The following is a 17441-nucleotide window of genomic DNA, read 5'->3' as shown; positions in this document are numbered from 1 at the left end:
TTTTTTTAAAGTTCTGAAATTTACTATCTATCATTGTCAGTTTTCTTGTGAATCTCTTTGATTTAAGTCCGTTACCGACTGCACTTCATTCCAAGCAGATTGCTTGATATGATTAGCTGCTAGTTCTGCCAACTCCGAGTCATAGACTCCTTCTCTAGCTCCGGCATTTATGGCATCAAAAGCCTCTTTATAAATTTCTAGCGCAGTTATAACTCGAATAGCATCTAGGGAGAAGAAAACCTCATATAATTCATTGTTGAAATTTAATTTAGCTTGACCCTGATAAATATTTTCTCCTTTGTTATATCCCCGCTGAGGTAAGCGGGATAAAGTATTACGTATTAAGCTTTCCAATACTGCTTTACGCTTTTCTTTGGGTAAGTCAGATGGCAATCCTTTTACTGTTAATTGAACATCATCAGACACCTTGATGACTTCTGGTTTATGAACCACTTGCTCATCTTTTGATATCTCAAAGATAAATATGTCGTTGTTACCATCAAAACTTTCTTGAAGTTTTTTATCCAGTTTTCTAGCTGCTAACTTACGACCGTATGAGATGCCATCTTGCCGACAAACAATCTGATTATTTTTATCTAAAAATACTTGCCCCAATATTTGCTCTTCAGGTAGTTCTTGACGAATAATTGCTCCTTTTTTGACAGCAGAATTGGGTGGCAGTTCGCTCTGGAAATAACTAATAGCCTCATCAAAGGTTATCATTTCCTTGACTTTTGCTACTTGCATATCTGGCGACAATTCCTCGAACTGAGCTAATAGTCGTTTTGCTTCATCAGGAGTTATTTTCTGATCTTCCTTAGAAGAGTCTTTAGAAAACAAATTCAACAAATTCCAACTCATTGCATAATTTCCATGTTTAATGCTTTGAATCAACTACAAATCCTAAATATAGGATTCCGAAATTTTCTATTCCTAAATATTTAATTTCTACATCTTCTATTAAGTCACATATATCTCTATTTTGCCTACTTGAAAAAATGTGATTTAGTAGCAAATAGTAAATTTTTTGGAAGTTATTTAGTGTAAAACTGTGGGGTTTAGTTGCTTTAGTGGAAAAAAGTGTGATACAGTCAGATGAAATCTAACAAAACGATAATTTTATCTGTGGATATGGATGTTCAGACGTTAGTTGAATTAACGGATAATTTGTTATTCACCAAAACTGGAAAACATTTAGATTCTCTGCAAAGAGTAATTTTACAAAGCACCCTGGAAGGTAAAAAATACCCGGAAATAGCGGAAAATAGCCATTCCAAGTACAATCATGTTAAACGAGTTGGTAGTGAATTATGGCAACTTTTAGAGGATGTTTTAAAAGAGGAAGATATTAAACAATCTAATGCTCGTTCCATATTAGAAAATTTCTACTTTTCACATATTTCAAATACAGCTAATGACTGGGTAAATGTTAACAATAATCATATAAATATCTGTCGGGAAAACAAACAATCTCCCTCCCCTAAGAACAAATCTTCCCCCACTCCCACTGACCAAAATCAAAACAACACTAACCCAGAAAATCATGATTTATCTGAAGCACCAGATTTATATTCTTTGTGCGATCGCCACACTGAACTTACCACTCTCAAACAATGGATAAACGAAAACCACACTCGCATCATTACCATATTAGGATTAGCTGGCATCGGCAAAAGCGTACTTGCTTTACAATTAATTGAACAAATAAAAGATAAATTTGATTATATAATCTGGCGCAATATTGATAACTACCCCACTTTAGAATCTCTCCAAACAAGCATTATTAATTTTTTATCTCCACCTGATTCTTCTTCCCAAAAAACAGCAGATTTTTCTCCTGCAAAAACTACCAATAATCAATTAATAAATTACCTCCGTAAATATCGTTGCTTACTAATTTTTGATAACCTACAAGAAATTTTTGCCAGTGGAGAATTAGCAGGCACTTACCTGCCAGACCATGAAAATTATGGCAAACTTTTTAAACAAATAGCCACATCATCCCACCAAAGTTGTTTATTACTCCTGAGTCAGGAAGAGCCAAAAATAGAACTAGGAAATCATTACTGTCATACTTTAAAAATTTATGGTTTTTTGGAAGCGTGCAAAATGCTTTTACAAGAGAGAAATTTAACAGATGAAGATAGATGGTTAGAGTTAATTAATCTCTATGGTGGAAATCCTTTATGGTTAAATATAATTGCCGATGCTGTTGAAGATTTATGTGATGGAAATGTAGCTCAATTTTTATCTTGCTCAACCCTATATTTAGGAGATTTAGAACCAATATTAGAGAGGATTTTTCAGCGTTTATCAGAGTTGGAAAAACAAGTAATATTTTGGATAGCTAATCAAGAAACAGCAGTTGATATTTCTATTACTCCCGCAGATTTTCCACACTCCCACTCAGATTTATGGAAAGGAATACAATCATTAAAAAGACGTTGTTTAGTAGAAAAATTGAGAGAAACAGAAGGTTTGTTTGAGGGCGAATGCCATTCGCCCCTACATATATGGAAAGAAACACAATCATTAAAAAGACGTTGTTTAGTAGAAAAAGTGATGGAAACAGAAGGTTCGTTTTTTACAATTCAACCTGTAATTAAATCTTTTGGCAAAATGTTATTAGCATCGGAGCAATGAACGAAGGCAGAAGGAACTATTGTATGAGGTTTCTGACCCCAAGCAATTGAGATACAGATATTGAGGGAATCTTTCTAGTGCGAGCATCTTGCTCGCAAGGCGCACCTCACGCCTGATGAAATTTGCTCCATGAATTGATTTACAGCACTTCCCGCTGCCCTTGAGGTACTTATGTTTATGGTTTTAGGGAACAGGCAACAGCTCATATCAAATCCGGTAGCATCGGTGTTATTCAGTATTTAAACAGAAGAGTCAATATTGTAGGGGCGTTTTGCTGTCGCATAACTCCGTTAACGCTCCGCGACATATAAAGCGGCAGCTCTACGTTAGCAAATGGCATTCGCTCCTAACCATTGTACGACGACGACAGAATTATATTACTCCGAAGCCAACAGATTTGATATCATCTGGCAACAGGGAATGGGGAATAGACAAAAAATATTCCCGAGGGTTAGCTGTACCTGATTAGTACGGAATCTGCTGTAATATAAACCAGGAGTTACGCACGGACACGCTTATCAAGTGAGGGCGAAGGACACGCTTATCAAGTGAGGGCGAAGGACACGCTTATCAAGTGAGGGCGAAGGACACGCTTATCAAGTGAGGGCGAAGGACACGCTTATCAAGTGAGGGCGAATGCCATTCGCCCCTACATAGGTGTTTTCAAGGTTAATTTGTGTAAGTCCTGTTAATATAAACTATACTTTTCTTGCTATAACTTTTAACTTAATTAAAATGACAGTTACCACAAAACAACTAATTCAATGGAAACAAAAAGGTCGTCCCATAGTAGCTTTAACGGCCTATGATTATGCGATCGCTCAAATTTTAGACCAAGCAGGAGTAGATTTAATTTTGGTGGGAGATTCTCTGGCAATGGTAGCATTAGGCTATGATACAACTCTACCAGTTACTCTTGAGGAAATGATTCATCATGCTAAAGCGGTACGTCGAGGTGTTAAGCAAGCTTTAATAGTAGTAGATTTACCATTTTTAACTTATCAAGAAAGTATTCAACAAGCTATACATTCCGCAGGGAGAATACTCAAAGAAACAGGCGCTCAAGCTGTAAAATTAGAAGGTGGAAATGAGGCGATCGCTCAAACGATAAGTAAATTAACATCAGTAGGTATTCCGGTTATGGGTCATATTGGTCTAACTCCCCAATCTGTTCATCAATTTGGAGGTTATCGCAAACAAGGCAAAACTCCCGATGCTAGGGCGCGTATTTTAGCAGAAGCTGTCGCTTTGGAAGAAGCTGGTGCTTTTGCCATGATTTTAGAACATATTGGAGCAGATTTAGCCAAAGAGATTACTGAAAAAGTTTCTATTCCTACTATTGGTATTGGTGCAGGTGTCTATTGTGATGGTCAGGTATTAGTCATTAATGATGTTTTAGGCATTTCTGATTGGCAGCCACCCTTTGCTAAATCTTATGCTAACTTGCGAGAAAATATTACTCAAGCAGTGAAAGAATATAGTTGGGAAGTTAGGGAGAGAAAATTTCCTCAACTACCATCTTGAAGAAGGCAGAAGGCAGGAGGCAGAAGGCAGGAGGTCTAATTGCTTATGGATAGTTAACGACCGTTGACCAAAAAATAAGGTCTCAAACCTCCCCTTTCAAGGGAGTGTCAAAGTTTTGAGTCCCAAAAATATTACCTTTAACCAAAAAATAAGGTCTATAGCCTCCTCTTTCAAGGGGATGAAAAAAAATAAGGTTCAATATTTCAAGCCTCTGACTTTAACTAGAGGTACTGATAACTGATAACTGATAACTGAAATGACTTTTGACTTCTGTGAAACGGTATTAGTTCAATTTTAAAGCACTCACAGGTACTTCATCCCAAGATTCAACAGTTCGCAGTATAGCTTTCCATCCTTGTTCCTTTTGATTCTCAGTTAAATTATTTTGAAAAGACTCATGGCATTCTTGGGCCTGTTGTCGATCGCCACAAGCAATACAAGAGTAGATAATACCAGATGGATCTATCTGTTCATTTACCCAAATAGTCATAGTTAATAGCCTCATTAAAAGTTAACAAAATTATATAGCAGGGAACAGGGAATAGTGGCAAAAGCTTTTCTCTATCTCAGCTTCATCATCAACATAAGTCCTCACTAACTTGTTCCTTGCTATAAACTCATTAAACAAAGAAAATTCTGAACTTTAGAGAATTCAGAATTTTCGGTTGGCACTAAATTTCTAATATTAAATGGGATTAAATTCAACCTGAATCTTATCTTTTCTTTTGCGGGTTTAATACCTCACCGTCATTTCAGTTATCAGTTAGCCTCCTATGGTCGGAACTGCGTTAACAGTTATCAGTTATCAGTACCTCATTTTTTTCATCCCCTTTAAAGGAGAGGCGATTGACCTTATTTTTTGGTCAACAGGGATGCTTAAAATTGTTTGGGGTTTGAATCGATAGGTAATTTTCCCTCCTGCCTCCTGCCTCCTGCCTCCTGCCTCCTGCCTTCTGCCTCCTGCCTTCTGCCTTATTCAAAATTGCTGTCCAGATAAGATGCTAAATTGTTGAGAGAATTACCTGTAACACGGCATATACGCCATTCATCTAAAATTGATGCACCAATACGTTGATAAAATCCAATTGCTGGTTTATTCCAATCTAAAACACTCCACTCTAAACGTCCACAATTTCGAGATACTGCTAACTGTGCAACATAACTTACCAATTGCTTCCCAATACCCCGCCCTCGATACTCCGGTAAAACAAATAAATCTTCTATATAAATTCCCGGTTGAGTAAGAAAAGTTGAATAGTTATGAAAGAAAAGAGAAAAACCTACAGGTTGGCCAGCAAATTCAGCAATAATAGCTTCAGCATAGGGACGATCGCCAAATAAATCAGCTTTTAAGGAAGCAACACTACCTGTAACAGCATGGGATAATTTCTCGTACTCAGCTAGGGCTTTAATTAACTCAAATATTACAGGTACATCTGCTGGCGTAGCACTACGCAATTTTAGTTCATCTAAAGACATAATTTAATCGCTATTACAACTATTACCGAAAAATTGCGGTTGAAAGCCTCCTCTTTTAAGAGGATAAAAAGAAAAATTTTCCTTTGAGTCAATTCTCTTCTTTTAAAGGAGAGGTAATTCTAAATTCGCGCATTCTAAATTCTTAATTCTTGAAATTTTATTAAAATCGATTTAACCATTCTTTTAAGCGTTCAGCTACTTGAGGACGACGTAATTTCCGCATGGCCTTAGCTTGAATTTGCCTTACTCGTTCCCGGGAGAGATTAATCATGCGACTCACTTCATCTAAAGTATGAGGTTCTCCTGTGAGTAAACCATACCGGAGAGTAATTACATCCTGTTCGCGATCGCTTAATACATGATTTAAGACTTCCAAGATATCCTGGCGCATCATCATATCATTCATTTGCGCTTCGGGAGTGCTATTTTCATTATCTTCTAAGAAGTCTAGGAGCTCGCTATTTTCGTCAGTACCTAAACGATGATTTAGAGAAAGGGTTTTCCGGCGAATTTGTTGGAGGTTACGCAGTTGTTGGTGAGAAATTTCTAGTGCTTGAGCAATTTCGGCATCACTGGGGATACGATTTAACTTCCTTCGTAAGTCGCGGTAAACTCGTTTCAGTTTGTTAATTTGTTCAACTACATGAACTGGTAAACGAATAGTACGCCCTTGATTAGCAATAGTGCGAGTTATTCCTTGACGTATCCACCAATAGGCATAAGTAGAGAATTTGTAACCTTTCTCTGGGTCAAATTTTTCTGTGGCACGGTTTAGTCCTAATGCTCCTTCTTGAATCAAGTCTAGAAAGGGTACTCCTCGGTTGAGATAGCGTTTGGCAATGGAAACTACTAGACGGAGGTTAGAGCTAATCATTCGGCGTTTGGCAGCACGACACTTATGTAGGCGATGAGATAGTTGTGCTTCTGTTAAACCTGCTGCTGCTGCTATTTCGCCTTTTGTAGGCTTTCGTCCTAAGTCATCTGTTAGTTTTTCTGGCAGTTGTTCAAAGATAAGTAATTCTTGGATCAACCTGGCTAATTCTACTTCTTCTTTTTGGCTGAGAAGAGGATAGCGAGACATTTGCTTAAATAATGCTCCTACTGCATCATCTATGTCTTGTGAATTTTCTGATAATGGGAGAGTTACAGCCTGTATATTCATACTAGAGTCCTCCTGATATTGATCTTCTTCATGTAGTGATTCGGCAATCATCAAACTCATTTGTTGCATTTGAGCTGCCATTTCCGGGTTATTAGTGGGAGCTGGAAATTCGACTTTATGCTTACCTGAATTCTCTGTAAGTAGAATTTTCATGGTTTTTTTTCCTTATTATATAGTTTTTTGCCTGTAAATGGTTGATGAAGCGTAGAGGAACTGTAATTTTATACTATGAATCCTTAATTATTACTTAACAATGAACTCAGTATTAAAGTTTTTTGTTAAGATATTAAGAATAGCATATTGCATACTTTTTGTCAATAAATAGCTAAAAGCGATCGCAAATCTTTATGAGACCGGACTTCCTGAGATTCATAGCAGGGAACAGTGGGAAAATTTCCCCTGATTCGGATTGTTATCTGCACAAGTTAATCTACTTATCTATTGCTATATCTACAAGAGTTTATATACCTAATAATTAGTTAACATTAAGTTATCTGTTTCTGTACTGATAACAATATACATTTCAAAGCTTTAGTATTTAATTAGCTGTATTAATCAATACAAAGCAGCTAGTTTATTTCTAAGCTTATTTAATAATAATTAAAATAACTCTAATTATAATAATTTGTAACAAGATTGACTGCTTCTTCAAATTATGTATGCTGTATTTATTCAATTAAATAGAAGGCGATGCGATCGCATCGCAGATGAAATAATTAAGTAGTCAAGGCAAATTATTTTTATGTTTATTACTTAAGTATATTTTTTGTTCTGTCTTTTTGTACGCATTTCTTTCCTTGGAACCATCCCTGATGTGGAGTTGCAGCGCTGCTTTCTAATGTCAAAAATAAAATGAGTAGAGAGCGATCGCGAATCTTATGTGATTTCTAAATTATAGAGCTTTTGTAAGCACCTAAACCTAAACAAAATTATTTATAGCACTACGCAAATAGGGCGCGGACATTTATAAATGCTCAAACGAGCGTCAGATATTACTTTTAACTTTTGACTTTTGACTTTTGACTTGCGCGTAGCACTATACCTAACCTAATTTGATACAAAGCATACAGTATAAGGGATTAATTCCGAAAAAGTGTGTAATTAATTTTGTGTACCTGCTTAGATCAGGCGATCGCTAGCTTTTTTCTTCCTAAAAATTCCTGACAGATATATGAAAACTGGATGTGGTATAACTTGTTGGAGTAGTCGTGAACAAAAAGATTGAGAGTGTTGGTCCAGTTATTATTGGAGGTGTTAGTCGTGCTGGTAAGTCTCGACTCGCTAATCTCGTTTTTCAACAAACCCGATGTACTGTTGTGCATTTAGACTCATTTTTAAATGCTGTTCGCAATAACTATCCTGCTCCCATACTTACTCCTAGAGAGAAGAAGATATTTCAAGATTATTGTGATACGGTATTGGTGAAAGCTATTCGTAATATGGGTAAAGAATTTAACTATCTTCGCGTTTATGAGTCTTCATTCATCTCACCTAAACTCATTATCCAACGTCTTTGGTATATCAAACCCATTACTTTATTTTTGGGATATCCAAATACTGAACCTGAAAGTAAACTTAGTGAGATTCGCAAAGCAGCACTTGACGATCCTTACTGTTGGTCTCATCAAATGGAAGATTTAGAATTACTAGAAACCGTGAAAAGTTTTATTTCATTGAGTCAAGCGATCGAAAAAGACTGTGTTAAATATGGTTTTCCATTCTTTGATGTTTCAGATAATTGGCATGGCATTATGGAGCTAGCTCTTATTCATATATTGATTTGTATTGATTACAAAACTCATCTCAATCTGGATAAAGAATTATTTTAAAACTATTGCGAGTCTAATGTAATGTAACAGAATGAAACTATTTCAATGTCTGAGAGATTAATTTACTGCTTTATTTAATATTAGCAATAGCAGAAAAAAACTAAGATTTTAAATAATAGGAAAAATATCTTTAATTTAATACTTTTAATATTCCAGATTCTATTTGGAAGATAGTTTCATTAATTCTTTGGATATCTTCAGAAATAAGCAGTGGATTAGATACTAGAAAAGATAATAGTTTTTGTCTATCGCTTTGAGTGATTATACCTTTTATCGAAATAGAGTCAAGAGTTTTTCTTAATGAGGCTTGTTGTTTCTGAAGTAAACTCTCAGAGCCTTGTATCTTGTTCATATTCTACTTAACTTAATTTGAAATTTTTAACTTTAATTTAAGCTTATGACTAATAACTTATTAGCAGCATCACCCAATTGAGTGAATTAAAATTCACCCAGTTGGGAAACTATCAAATTATCAAAATTGCTCTAAATCTTGCTATAATTAAATGTTTTACTTCTCATACAATAATGGCTATCCTCAAAAATAGGTCTACAGGTTCTAGGAATAGAGCAAATGCTTGGGAAGAGAACCATCTCTGGACCATATATGGCCTGTTCATTAATTGATAATGGATAATGGATAATTGATAATTACCTCTGGTTAAAACCGTTACGGAATTGAATATAAGGAATATTTTCTTTTCTTGGTCTCATGGATATGGCGCAGGTTTCCTCGCCATCCCACCCTACGGGAAGCTGCGCTACGACCGCTTTTTTTCCCCTTAAAAGGGGAGGCTTCAAGGCGCGAATTATTTAATTATTAATTATTAATTATTCGGTAATTAGGGCTGGCTGATTAATTCTAAAATTATTGACATATAAAGGTTTTAGCGTTTTATAGTTGAAAAAAGTGCGCCTGTTTTCGGTAGAAAAAGCTCATGCATGCTATTATCTGAGGATGATTATGGCAGAAAAATTGAGAGACAAAACGCCCGCTCCTACCTCTTCGCTACCGACCCTTTTCTCCTGTCTTCCCCTCCTGGGAGGGGGAGGGGCGATGGGTGGCTTGTCTCCTGTCTCCTGTCTCCTACAAAGAGCAAAAAGACTTTCCATACGCAAACCCTAATTAGTTGAAGTGGACTCAGTGTTGGCGTAGTCTTGCGGAACGCAAACCAAGAATTTTGGTCTCAGGAGAATCTCTGTGACCGAACTATGTCAATAATTGAGTGCTAACATAGCAGCAAAATGTAATCTTTAAGTTTGGAAGATTTGAAGATGAGACTCAAAATCTTTTCTGCTATTTTAGTTTTCAGTACAGTTTGCCCTGTTGTTCCAGCCATTGCTGAAGATATCCAACATACACAAAAGTTATTATCTAGTAAACAATGTCCAAATTGTGAATTAAGTGGTGCTGGCCTGGTATTAGCTAATCTTCAAGGAGCTAATCTCAAAGGGGCCAATTTGAGTGGAGCAAATCTCAGTCGTGCTAATTTGACTGGGGCAGATTTAAGTGGTGCTAATTTAACTGGTACAAGTTTATTTGGTGCGAATTTAACTGGGGCGAATTTAACTGGGGCGAATTTGGCTGGTACTGATCTGAGAAGTGCTTATTTAACTGGTGCTAATTTAAGTGATGTTGACCTCAAAAATGCTTTTTTGTTGGGTGCTGTGGGAATGCCATCTAATGTTGGTGAAGCTGAAGATTTTTATCGGTTAGGAATTGCTGAAGCAAAAGCCGGACATTATAAAGATGCTGTTAGATATTATAACCAAGCTATTAGTTTGAAATCTGATTTAGCTGCTGCTTATTTTGCTAGAAGTATGGCTCTTGCAGATTTGGGAAATCTTGAAGCGGCTCTTGCAGATGCAGAAAAATCTCGCGAGATTTTTATTTCTAAAGGTAGTAAAGAGGGTGAAGAATTATCACAATATTTGGTTGAAGTTATTGATCTACGTTTAAATCCTCCTGAACAAAAAAAGCCTAATCAATTTGTACACGCTATTGGTTCTTTACTTCCTTCTTTATTAAGGTTGGCATTTTAGTTATTTTTGTTTTTTGTTTAACAAAGTTATCTGATATTGACAAGTAAAAGTACAACCTTTTTAATTTCATAAAGACATTCCATAAGTATAGAAACTATTTAGGGAAAATTCTTATTTTACTATTCCCATACCTCCTTAACGCACTACCTAATATTAGTGGTTGATATAACTTAGGATTATAAAATATAGGACTTGTGTTACAGTATACATTAAGCCTGAAAGCCCTCTGGCGATGGCTTTTACCCGAACTGACAAAAACGTCTAAGGCAGGCGAGTGCCTATGGATGTTAAAGAAAAATTTCTGTTTGTTAGAAGAGGGTTAGTTCTGAACTACGAATTGGTACTGTTACACATATAAAAATCCTGCTTATGACCAATACACGCTTCTTAAATACGGCAGAAAAGCAAATTAACTTTCTAATAATAGTAATTGGAGTTCTGCTTATTATTATTGCAGTCATCTCCTCAGTAAACGATGCTCTTGAAACAATTTTTAGTTCAGTTGGAGGTGTATTGATTGGTACAGGTATCACTGGTTCTATTAATCAAAACCCCTTGCAGAAAGTTGGTGATTCATTTGAGAGGCTTGAAAAAAATGTAAAAAATACTCTTCAAATAAATAAGGAAGAGATAACTAAATACATTGAAAATTTATCCAAAGAACAAACTAAATTAATTAAATATTTTCAAGAAAAGGTTAGAATTTCTTGTGACGATAGAGATAAAAATCGCCTAGACAGTATTGATAAAAAGGAGCAGTATTATCGCTACTTTCAAACTTTGAATTCTGATGGTAACTGGGAATGGAGAATGAAACCACTAAGTTTTCATCTATCTGATGACGGTAAGAGAGTAAATGCTAGTATTGGGTACAAACATAATTTCTACTTTTATAATATCCAAGCAAGTTATATTGGAAAACATTTTGTCCTTTTTGCTGAGGAAAGTTCTGGGCTGTCCAAAGACAATCCCATGATTGAAATTTATCCAGAAATAAACTTTGGAAAAGAACAGACTTTTTCAGGTATATCTATTCGATATCCATGGGACAGACCTAACAATCCTTTAATTACTCTATCTATATTAAGTGAGTCTAAAATTTTAGAAGAACACTGGGAAGAGGATAACCAAGGATATTGGATTATCAAAGATACTAATAGGGATAAAACTATAAAAGAAATGGGGGAAAGATGGGATAGTAATATGAAAGATATCCAGACTTCTTTCAAGCGTTTAATATGATTATCAAACTAAATTTTTTCTTATGTGCAAACTCCCATTCTAGCGGAATATACACTATTTATAATCTCCAAAACTTGGTCAGCATTAGAAGCTGCATACATTAGCTTAATGGCAGAATTATTGATCACCGTTTTCTCTTTATTCTTCACTTCAACACCACTGTACGCTCTTTTATGATGATTACTCGTACTATTATTGAGGTCAAAGAACTCTTTATTATCCTGATGTATTTGCTTCACTACTCCTAATTTGACATCTAGGAGTTTGGCTTTCTTAATATCGGGCATATATTCAGAAATACCTAGAATGATATCCTCTCCTATTTGTTTTCGTTCCTCATCACAGATAAATTCATCCTCATTGAAAATACGTTTTTCATTTTCTTGAGGAGATTTAGAGGTAGATACAAAATAGTTAGTTTTTGGAGCATAAGTAATTTTAGCTGTGCCATCACCCATGTTTGAAAACATAGCAAAGGGACCTATACAGAAAAAGGTAGAGGGATGTGAGAAAAGTTTTTCAGGTAGTTGAATAGTTACCAAAATTTTGATTCTATTCGTAACAGCAGATGTTTTTATTCCCGAACATTCATTAATTTTTTCAATGTTTTGCCAAGCACAAATAACAACAAAATCTGACGAAGCACTTTGCTTTTCACCGTAAATATCTAGATAGCATACTTCATGTTTATCAGATTGGTGACTATCACTAATATTAATTACATCTGCATGATTTAAAGTATCAATTAATATCTTTGATTCTAATTTAAACTTAAGAATTTTTTTGAATTTTGACCAATTTAAAAGCATTTCCTTGGTTCTTAACAATAAGGATATGCGACTAAAATTTATAGAATCATAGCTATCTATCCTGAGTTTTTCATAAAACTCATAAGGATGACCATAAAATTCGGTGAGAAAATTAAATTCAGGTTGTCTAATAACTTCTCTGTAGCGCTCCTTCAAGCATCCAATCAAATCTAAAACTTGATTTGGAGGTATAAGTGAATTATTAACAATTGCATAAAGACCAAAGTGCCAATTATCATTGACACTTCCTCTGATAAAACAATCAGGAAAGTAATTCTTAAATTTTTTGATAAATTCGAGAGTTTTATATAGGTTATACTCAGCAGTAGGATAATTAGCAAGATAGTGAATTCCCAAGCTCATCCGACCTGGTGTAACATTGCTAGTTCCCTCAAGAACATCATGCTTTTTTTCAAGAAGTAGTACGTGGTAACCTGCTTCAGCAAGAGTTAAGGCAGTACAAATACCAGCAATTCCAGCTCCTACTACGATGACATCATAAGCTTTTGCTCTTATGCCGTGCAATTTCTTAGGCATATTTAATAAGTATAAATAAAGTTAAGAATAACAATAAAAACTTGATTCTGGAAAAAGGTAGAATTAATTGGTTCTCAGTTGCAACAATAGCTACAGAGTAAAGATTGGCATCTGAAGAATAAAGATGCTTAGTTCCGTGATTATTTATGAGTTTTTACTTACTTAATACTTAACTTATCAAAACTTACAGAAATTTTCGTTTATATTAAACATAGTAGGGGGGTTTTATCGAACGTCCCTTTAAAAGTTTTTGCTTTTACCCTAAGCTCAATCTTTCTAAACATTACTATCAGGTAAACAGTTACATCTTAAATTTACCTCAATAAAAATCAAAAATATCAGCAGTTAAATTCAGAATTTCCAGTTAAACAAAACAGTAAAGTTCTACATTGACTGGCATAACTTTAATCTGCATTTCAAAATTTATTTTTGTATAAACTGGAAAATTTAAACATAACGTTATTTAACTAACCTCTTCCTGGTAAAAAACTACCACTAAGTTTTTTAATTGCCCGGTTAGCAATATCTGCATAACGCAACTCTCCACACAGAATTTTACTCATTACTTCGGTAGCTGCGGGTAGTTTAACTCCCACTTTATAAGCTACTTTAGGAAACCGATAAAATGCTCCTGCTAAACGACCGGCCCAAACCATATCTGCACCCCATTCTTCATTTATTACCTGAGTATATTTCTTCAGAGCATCCCCATTACCTCCTAAAGCTTCATCTATAGCTTCAGCTGCTTTGACACCACTGAAAATTGAAGGGCGAATTCCTTCCGCAGATAAAGGGTCTAATATACTTGCTGCTTCTCCTGCCAATACTGCATTTTCTGTGTGGAGATTTTTATCTCCATCCCATAGAGAAATAGGATGTTCTAATAACTCATTTTGATTTGCACTTAAACCAATTTTCTGTGCATATTCCATCAAATCTTTGGATAAATTTTTGGGTTCCCCACCTCTAAAAGTAGCAATATTAATTGAGCAAGAATCTGCTTTCGGGAAACTCCAAATATTGCCATTTTTAACTGAGCCAAATTCAAAATTAACTTGTTGATTTTGGTCTTTTAATGCTGCTTCAAAAACCAAACTTTGTCGTTTTTTTGATTCTTTGAAACCCAACCATTTAGCCATTGGGCCTTTTGCTCCATCAGCCGCAATTAAATAACGACCTGTAACAGGTTCTCCGTTTGTTTTAACTTCCCAACGATCGCTTTTAAATTCAATACCTGTAACTTCTGTTTTTTCTCTTAACTCTGCACCTTCTGCTTGAGCTTTTTGGATCAGGAAATGATCAAAAATATCCCGTTTAACCATCCACATTGCAGAAGGTAAATTTGCTTCTACGGGGTCTTCTAATTTCCATGTATAGCGAATTTTCTTGACCTTGAGAGAAATTGCTGGAGTCAAATCAAAGTCGAACCACTGGGCAATAGCTGGAGATACCCCACCACCACAAGCTTTAATTCTAGGTAAAGATTCCTTTTCTATGACTAAAACAGAACGTCCTTTTTTAGCCAAATGATAAGCTGCTGTACCTCCTGCTGGGCCTGCTCCTACAATTATACAATCAAACATTTTTTTCAACTTTGATAACTAAATTTTTGATAATTCGTCGAATGGGAAAAAGTTAATTAAGCGTGGACTTATGGTAGATATACTATTGGTTTTTGTCAAACTATCTATAGAACCTACTGCATTAAAGTCACAAAGACTCCATCATACCTAATATTTTTTTAACATACTCGATTTTTAATGTCTTGTCTAATTGCATAGATAACCAAGATTTACGCATTTTTCCGACAAAAAAACTATATATACCATAGTGCTATAGTTTTTACCTACTATATATAGTGCCTTTGCCTAAGTCCTGATCGCATTAAATTAAGTTCTAGGTTGTAGGCCGTCTGCAACAACAGTTTGCCAAGTGGCTCATCAGTTCTAAAGGAGAGAAGTTAATCTCAATGCAACTTCACATAAAATGAGTATTACTCCTAATAACGAGAGTTTAGTGTATTAAAGTTCAAAAATTGCGCAAGTCCTACTAGAAATTACAATTATTCAACTGGATTTTGTTTAGTTTCCTCAAGTCATAATGTCAAATAGATGGTAGGCAATAATAATTTACTAATTTACTTATCAGATACTAAGTGAAAAAAGTTTATTTAATACCTACCACCTACTAAGAATTAATTTTTTTTGACTTCTAACTTTTACTTACTCATGTTTTCAACAGTTTTTTAAACTGTGGTAATATCTTTTTCTTTAGCAGCTAATAACTCATCTATTTTGGCGATGTATTTATCTGTCTTCTTTTGAATTTTGTCTTGCAAATCTCGTGATTCATCTTTAGAAATATCGCTCTTTTTTTCCTGTTTGCGAACTGAATCTACAGCATCACGACGAATATTACGGACAGAAACTTTCCCTTCTTCAGCAAGTTTAGCTGCTAACTTAACCATTTCCTGACGACGTTCGCTGGTGAGTGGAGGAATATTTAGCCGTACAATAGAACCGTCATTATTGGGAGTTAAACCAACATCTGACATATTAATTGCTTTTTCAATTAAGCCCAGACTACTTTTATCAAAAGGTTGAATAGTAATGGTACTAGCATCTGGAATGCCAATATTTGCCATAGATTTAAGTGGAGTTGGAACTCCATAATATTCAACTATTACTCTGTCTAAAAGAGAAGCATTTGCTCTTCCAGTTCTAATCGTGTTGAAGGAACTTTGAGTAGCTTCAACAGCTTTTTTCATTTTCTTTTCAGCTTCTTCTATATTCATTCATCAAAACCTCTCACAATAGTTCCAATTTTTTCTCCCATAACGGCTTTACGAATATTACCCGTAACCGAAAGATTAAATACAATAATTGGGATATTATTTTCTTTGCAAAGAGCGATCGCTGTACTGTCCATTACCCGTAAGTCTTGTCTTAATACTTCCCCATAAGTTAGGGACTCATATAGTTTGGCCTGTGGATTCTTTTCTGGATCAGAATCATAGACCCCATCAACTTTAGTGGCTTTATAAATTACCTCTGCGTCAATTTCTGCTGCTCTGAGAGCGGCAGTAGTATCAGTGGTAAAAAATGGATTACCAGAACCTGCGCCAAAAACTACCACTCGGCCTTTTTCCAGATGACGAATGGCTCGACGACGAATGTAAGGTTCGGCTACTTCTTGCATAGCGATCGCTGTTTGGACTCTTGTCGGTACTCCTGCTTGTTCGAGGGCATCTTGTAAGGTAATGGCATTCATCACAGTGGCAATCATACCAACATAATCTGCTGTTGCTCGGTCCATTCCTTTTGAGGCTGCTTTTACACCTCTAAAAATATTACCGCCCCCAACAACAATTGCCATTTGAATTCCTGTGGCCACTACTTCGGCCACTTCTTGAGCAATTCCTTGGACTACTGCCGGATCTATGCCATAGCCCAGACTTCCCATCAAGGATTCGCCGCTCAATTTCAGCAAAACCCGTTGATAAACTGTCCCCATACTGTGAGTCTTTTCTCAACTAAAGTTGCTTCCACAATACGATACCAGTCGATCGGCTTTTTTCCACTATTTTATTCTTGATAATAAATTTATAAGAAGTTACATAGAATAATAGACTTCTCCAGAAAATAGGGAGTAGGGAGTAGGGAGTAGGGAATAGGGAGAAATAATTGATGAATTAGAGTGCGATAATTGATTTGATTTTTTTATTATTAGATGTGTCTAATATAGCAATCACCGAATCAGATGTGAGAATTGAGGTGTTTCTTTGAAGCATAGAATATAGCAGTTATCTTATTCTTATGTACTCGTTTTTTTCTTCTTCCCTATTCCCTATTCCCTAGCGCTATAAATTTCATAATTCTTGGCAGATTCATATAAATTTTCTGTGGGAGTGAAACTATCAACAGTTGGAAATTACCGAATAATTAAGGTTTAAAACCTCTCCTTTAAAGGAGAAACAAGCGGTCGTTTTGCTGGCGCATAACTACGTTAACGCTACGCGACATGTTTGCGGAGCATTCCGTCAGGAAAAAGCGCAGCTTTCCCGTAGGGTGGGATGGCGAGGTCTCGGAGCCATATCCAATCGACCAAGAGAGAAAAAATTTTCATGATTAGTCAATCCTCTTCTTTTAAAGGAGAGGTAATTATTAATTATTAATT

At 35.6% G+C, this 17441-nt stretch carries 14 protein-coding genes; 5 read left to right on the top strand and 9 right to left on the bottom strand.

Features of this window, described 5'->3' with window-relative positions; genetic code table 11:
* Positions 1–36: 36 nt before the first annotated feature.
* Positions 37–894 carry a hypothetical protein gene (locus F6K15_RS28335; RefSeq protein WP_293067518.1) on the bottom strand — a complete coding sequence of 286 codons (858 nt, stop codon included), beginning with the start codon at positions 892–894 and terminating at the stop codon, positions 37–39.
* A gap of 201 nt (positions 895–1095) precedes the next feature.
* On the opposite strand from F6K15_RS28335, the gene F6K15_RS28330 reads away from it, so the two are divergent.
* Positions 1096–2643: an NB-ARC domain-containing protein gene (locus F6K15_RS28330; protein ID WP_293067515.1), complete on the top strand. Its 1548-nt coding sequence runs from the start codon at positions 1096–1098 to the stop codon at positions 2641–2643.
* A gap of 735 nt (positions 2644–3378) precedes the next feature.
* Positions 3379–4167: a 3-methyl-2-oxobutanoate hydroxymethyltransferase gene (panB, locus tag F6K15_RS28325; protein ID WP_293067512.1), complete on the top strand. Its 789-nt coding sequence runs from the start codon at positions 3379–3381 to the stop codon at positions 4165–4167.
* A 283-nt stretch (positions 4168–4450) separates the two neighbouring features.
* Here panB and F6K15_RS28320 read toward each other — a convergent pair whose 3' ends face one another.
* The 3 genes from F6K15_RS28320 to F6K15_RS28310 form a co-directional block, all read right to left on the bottom strand.
* Positions 4451–4657 carry a glycogen debranching protein gene (locus F6K15_RS28320; protein WP_293067510.1) on the bottom strand — a complete coding sequence of 69 codons (207 nt, stop codon included), beginning with the start codon at positions 4655–4657 and terminating at the stop codon, positions 4451–4453.
* A 482-nt stretch (positions 4658–5139) separates the two neighbouring features.
* Positions 5140–5646 carry a GNAT family N-acetyltransferase gene (locus F6K15_RS28315; RefSeq protein ID WP_293067508.1) on the bottom strand — a complete coding sequence of 169 codons (507 nt, stop codon included), beginning with the start codon at positions 5644–5646 and terminating at the stop codon, positions 5140–5142.
* Between the two features lie 160 nt (positions 5647–5806).
* Positions 5807–6961 (bottom strand): RNA polymerase sigma factor, RpoD/SigA family, encoded by a 1155-nt coding sequence (locus F6K15_RS28310; RefSeq protein ID WP_363268889.1) that lies wholly within the window; start codon positions 6959–6961, stop codon positions 5807–5809.
* 1055 nt (positions 6962–8016) lie between these two features.
* Here F6K15_RS28310 and F6K15_RS28305 point away from each other — a divergent pair.
* On the top strand, positions 8017–8637 hold the full coding sequence (locus F6K15_RS28305; protein WP_293067505.1) for a hypothetical protein: 621 nt from the start codon (positions 8017–8019) through the stop codon (positions 8635–8637).
* A 130-nt stretch (positions 8638–8767) separates the two neighbouring features.
* Here the strand turns inward: F6K15_RS28305 and F6K15_RS28300 are convergent, their stop codons facing one another.
* Positions 8768–8989 carry a hypothetical protein gene (locus F6K15_RS28300; protein ID WP_293067503.1) on the bottom strand — a complete coding sequence of 74 codons (222 nt, stop codon included), beginning with the start codon at positions 8987–8989 and terminating at the stop codon, positions 8768–8770.
* Positions 8990–9909: 920 nt separating this feature from the next.
* Here F6K15_RS28300 and F6K15_RS28295 point away from each other — a divergent pair.
* Together F6K15_RS28295 and F6K15_RS28290 are read left to right on the top strand one after the other, a co-directional pair.
* A complete protein-coding gene (locus F6K15_RS28295; protein WP_293067500.1) occupies positions 9910–10677 on the top strand; it encodes a pentapeptide repeat-containing protein in 768 nt (255 codons plus the stop codon).
* A gap of 369 nt (positions 10678–11046) precedes the next feature.
* A complete protein-coding gene (locus F6K15_RS28290) occupies positions 11047–11919 on the top strand; it encodes a hypothetical protein (RefSeq protein ID WP_293067497.1) in 873 nt (290 codons plus the stop codon).
* Between the two features lie 20 nt (positions 11920–11939).
* Here F6K15_RS28290 and F6K15_RS28285 read toward each other — a convergent pair whose 3' ends face one another.
* The 4 genes from F6K15_RS28285 to pyrH all read right to left on the bottom strand — a co-directional run bounded on the left by F6K15_RS28285 (position 11940) and on the right by pyrH (position 16778).
* Positions 11940–13265, bottom strand: coding sequence for an FAD-dependent oxidoreductase (locus tag F6K15_RS28285; protein WP_293067494.1), 1326 nt, complete (start codon positions 13263–13265; stop codon positions 11940–11942).
* A gap of 467 nt (positions 13266–13732) precedes the next feature.
* Positions 13733–14848 carry a geranylgeranyl reductase family protein gene (locus F6K15_RS28280; protein ID WP_293067491.1) on the bottom strand — a complete coding sequence of 372 codons (1116 nt, stop codon included), beginning with the start codon at positions 14846–14848 and terminating at the stop codon, positions 13733–13735.
* A gap of 662 nt (positions 14849–15510) precedes the next feature.
* Complete coding sequence (gene frr, locus F6K15_RS28275; protein ID WP_293067489.1) at positions 15511–16059, bottom strand: ribosome recycling factor; 549 nt, start codon at positions 16057–16059, stop codon at positions 15511–15513.
* A complete protein-coding gene (gene pyrH / locus F6K15_RS28270) occupies positions 16056–16778 on the bottom strand; it encodes a UMP kinase (RefSeq protein WP_293067486.1) in 723 nt (240 codons plus the stop codon). Before pyrH ends, frr begins: the two co-directional genes overlap by 4 nt.
* Positions 16779–17441 lie beyond the last annotated feature (663 nt).

This window comes from Okeania sp. SIO2B3 (genome assembly GCF_010672525.1).
GTDB lineage: Bacteria > Cyanobacteriota > Cyanobacteriia > Cyanobacteriales > Microcoleaceae > Okeania.
Note: the sequence above shows the minus strand (reverse complement) of the source record. Positions and strands in the feature narration are given on the sequence as shown.

Excerpts from the sequence above, each read along its gene's own strand:
- F6K15_RS28330 (WP_293067515.1), top strand. The coding sequence starts at position 1,096 with ATGAAATCTAACAAAACGATAATTTTATCTGTGGATATGGATGTTCAG.
- panB (WP_293067512.1), top strand. The coding sequence starts at position 3,379 with ATGACAGTTACCACAAAACAACTAATTCAATGGAAACAAAAAGGTCGT.
- F6K15_RS28320 (WP_293067510.1), bottom strand. The coding sequence starts at position 4,657 with ATGACTATTTGGGTAAATGAACAGATAGATCCATCTGGTATTATCTAC.
- F6K15_RS28315 (WP_293067508.1), bottom strand. The coding sequence starts at position 5,646 with ATGTCTTTAGATGAACTAAAATTGCGTAGTGCTACGCCAGCAGATGTA.
- F6K15_RS28310 (WP_363268889.1), bottom strand. The coding sequence starts at position 6,961 with ATGAAAATTCTACTTACAGAGAATTCAGGTAAGCATAAAGTCGAATTT.
- F6K15_RS28300 (WP_293067503.1), bottom strand. The coding sequence starts at position 8,989 with ATGAACAAGATACAAGGCTCTGAGAGTTTACTTCAGAAACAACAAGCC.
- F6K15_RS28295 (WP_293067500.1), top strand. The coding sequence starts at position 9,910 with ATGAGACTCAAAATCTTTTCTGCTATTTTAGTTTTCAGTACAGTTTGC.
- F6K15_RS28290 (WP_293067497.1), top strand. The coding sequence starts at position 11,047 with ATGACCAATACACGCTTCTTAAATACGGCAGAAAAGCAAATTAACTTT.
- F6K15_RS28285 (WP_293067494.1), bottom strand. The coding sequence starts at position 13,265 with ATGCCTAAGAAATTGCACGGCATAAGAGCAAAAGCTTATGATGTCATC.
- F6K15_RS28280 (WP_293067491.1), bottom strand. The coding sequence starts at position 14,848 with ATGTTTGATTGTATAATTGTAGGAGCAGGCCCAGCAGGAGGTACAGCA.
- frr (WP_293067489.1), bottom strand. The coding sequence starts at position 16,059 with ATGAATATAGAAGAAGCTGAAAAGAAAATGAAAAAAGCTGTTGAAGCT.
- pyrH (WP_293067486.1), bottom strand. The coding sequence starts at position 16,778 with ATGGGGACAGTTTATCAACGGGTTTTGCTGAAATTGAGCGGCGAATCC.